Source organism: Pseudoroseomonas cervicalis ATCC 49957 (genome assembly GCF_000164635.1).
Classification (GTDB): domain Bacteria; phylum Pseudomonadota; class Alphaproteobacteria; order Acetobacterales; family Acetobacteraceae; genus Pseudoroseomonas; species Pseudoroseomonas cervicalis.
On sequence record NZ_GG770777.1, the window covers coordinates 1,469,164 to 1,470,863 of the forward strand.

General features: G+C 71.9%; 3 protein-coding genes. All 3 read right to left on the reverse strand.

Annotated elements, in window-relative coordinates; translation table 11 throughout:
- The coding region (locus tag HMPREF0731_RS06380) for an Hpt domain-containing protein (protein ID WP_007003231.1) at window positions 1-373 on the reverse strand (373 nt) is incomplete at its 3' end.
- Window positions 370-801 carry a response regulator gene (locus tag HMPREF0731_RS06385; protein WP_051014667.1) on the reverse strand — a complete coding sequence of 144 codons (432 nt, stop codon included), beginning with the start codon at window positions 799-801 and terminating at the stop codon, window positions 370-372. The genes HMPREF0731_RS06385 and HMPREF0731_RS06380, both read right to left, overlap by 4 nt.
- Window positions 773-1,609 carry a CheR family methyltransferase gene (locus HMPREF0731_RS06390; RefSeq protein WP_245538253.1) on the reverse strand — a complete coding sequence of 279 codons (837 nt, stop codon included), beginning with the start codon at window positions 1,607-1,609 and terminating at the stop codon, window positions 773-775. Before HMPREF0731_RS06390 ends, HMPREF0731_RS06385 begins: the two co-directional genes overlap by 29 nt.
- Between the last annotated feature and the right edge of the window lie 91 nt (window positions 1,610-1,700).

A 1,700-nucleotide genomic window follows, 5' to 3' on the forward strand; every position in this document is an offset into this window, starting at 1 on the left:
AGGCCTGCAACGCGGCGCCCTGGGCCTCGGCCACGGCCGCGGCCCCGTCCGGCAGGCTGCCGCCCGCCTCCAGCGCGTCGAGCCAGAGCCGCGTCTGGTCGAGCGCGCCGAGCAGCAGGTCGGCCATCGGCGCGGTCAGGGCGAGTTGGCCCTCGCGCACCGAATCCAGCAGGTCCTCCGCCGCGTGCACCAGCGCGGTGAGCGGCGCCAGCTCGAACAGGCCGGAGGTGCCCTTCAGCGTGTGCACGGCGCGGAAGATGGTGTTGACCAGCGCCTCGCCGGCGGCGCCGCGCTCCAGCCGCAGCAGCCCCTCGCTGGCGGTGTCCAGCAGCTCCCGCGCCTCGATCAGGAACTGGTCGAGCAGCGGGTTCATGCCGGCGGCATCCCGAGCAGGATGCGCGCCAGCGTGGCCAGCGGCTCCGGCCGCACCGGCTTGGGCAGATAGAGATTGGCGCCCGACTGGTAGGCGCGCGACGCCGCCTCCGCCCCCGTCTCGGTGGTGATGGTGATGGCCGGCACGGCGCGCAGCGTCGGCTCCTGGCGCATCCGGCGCAGCATGCTGTGGCCGTCGAGGCCGGGCATGTTGACATCGACCAGGATCAGCCGGGGCGGCGCGCGCAGCGCCTTCTCCAGCCCTTCCAGCCCGTTCCAGGCATCCTCGACGGGGCAGCCGAGGCCGCCCAGGATCTCCCGGTAGTAGAGCCGCACCGTCGCCGCGTCGTCGACGACGAGCAGCGCCGCGTCGCGGCGGGGCGCCGCGGGGCCCGCCGCCTCAGGCGGGGCGCTGATAGACGATGGCATCGGGGAATTTCCTGACCTCGAACAGGGAGGAGATGCGGCTCATCGATTCGGAATGGCCGAGGCAGATGAAGCCGCCCGGGCGCAGCGCGTCGAACAGCGCGTCGGTGGCGCGGCGGCGCGAGGCATCGTCGAAATAGATCAGCAGGTTGCGGCAGAAGATGACGTCGATGTCGCGATAGGCGCGGGTCTGCCCCGGCTCGGTGATGTTGACGCGGCGGAACTCGACCGATTGCCGCAGGTCGCCGATCAGCCGCCAGCGGCCCTGGCGCAGCGGGGTGAAGTAGCGCTCCAGCATGGCCGGCGGCACATGCTGCAGGGCGCGGGAATCGTATTCGCCGAGCCGCGCCTGCGCCAGCACGCGGGTGTCGATGTCGCTGGCCAGGATGCGCACATCCCATTCATCCACCGCCGGCCAGCGCTCCAGCAGGTGCAGGGCGATGGAATAGGGCTCCTCCCCGGTCGAGCAGGGCATCGACCAGATCTGCAGCGGGTCGCTGGCGCGGCGCCCGGCGGTCAGCTCCGGCAGCAGGGAGCGGGTCAGGCAGTCGAACTGGTAGTGCTCGCGGAAGAAATAGGTCTCGTTGACCGTCATCGCGTTGATCAGGTTCTGCAGCTCCTCGCCGCGCGGGTCGCGGAAGCGCAGCAGCGACAGGTAGTCCTCGAAGCAGCGCGTGCCGGTCTGCTCCATCCGCTCGGCCAGGCGGCGGTCGACGAAGTAGCGCTTGGAGGCGGCGAAGGTGATGCCGCTGCGCTGGTAGAAGAATTCCTGGAAGCGGGCGAACTCGCCCGACTGGATGGGCGGGGGCATGGGCTTCATGCGCCGTCCGGCAGCAGGCGCGCGCGCACGGCGCGGGCGGCGAAGGCCAGGAAGGGCTCGCGCGCGAAGCGGCGCGCCAGCG

Excerpts from the sequence above, each read along its gene's own strand:
- HMPREF0731_RS06385 (WP_051014667.1), bottom strand. The coding sequence starts at position 801 with ATGCCATCGTCTATCAGCGCCCCGCCTGAGGCGGCGGGCCCCGCGGCG.
- HMPREF0731_RS06390 (WP_245538253.1), bottom strand. The coding sequence starts at position 1,609 with ATGCCCCCGCCCATCCAGTCGGGCGAGTTCGCCCGCTTCCAGGAATTC.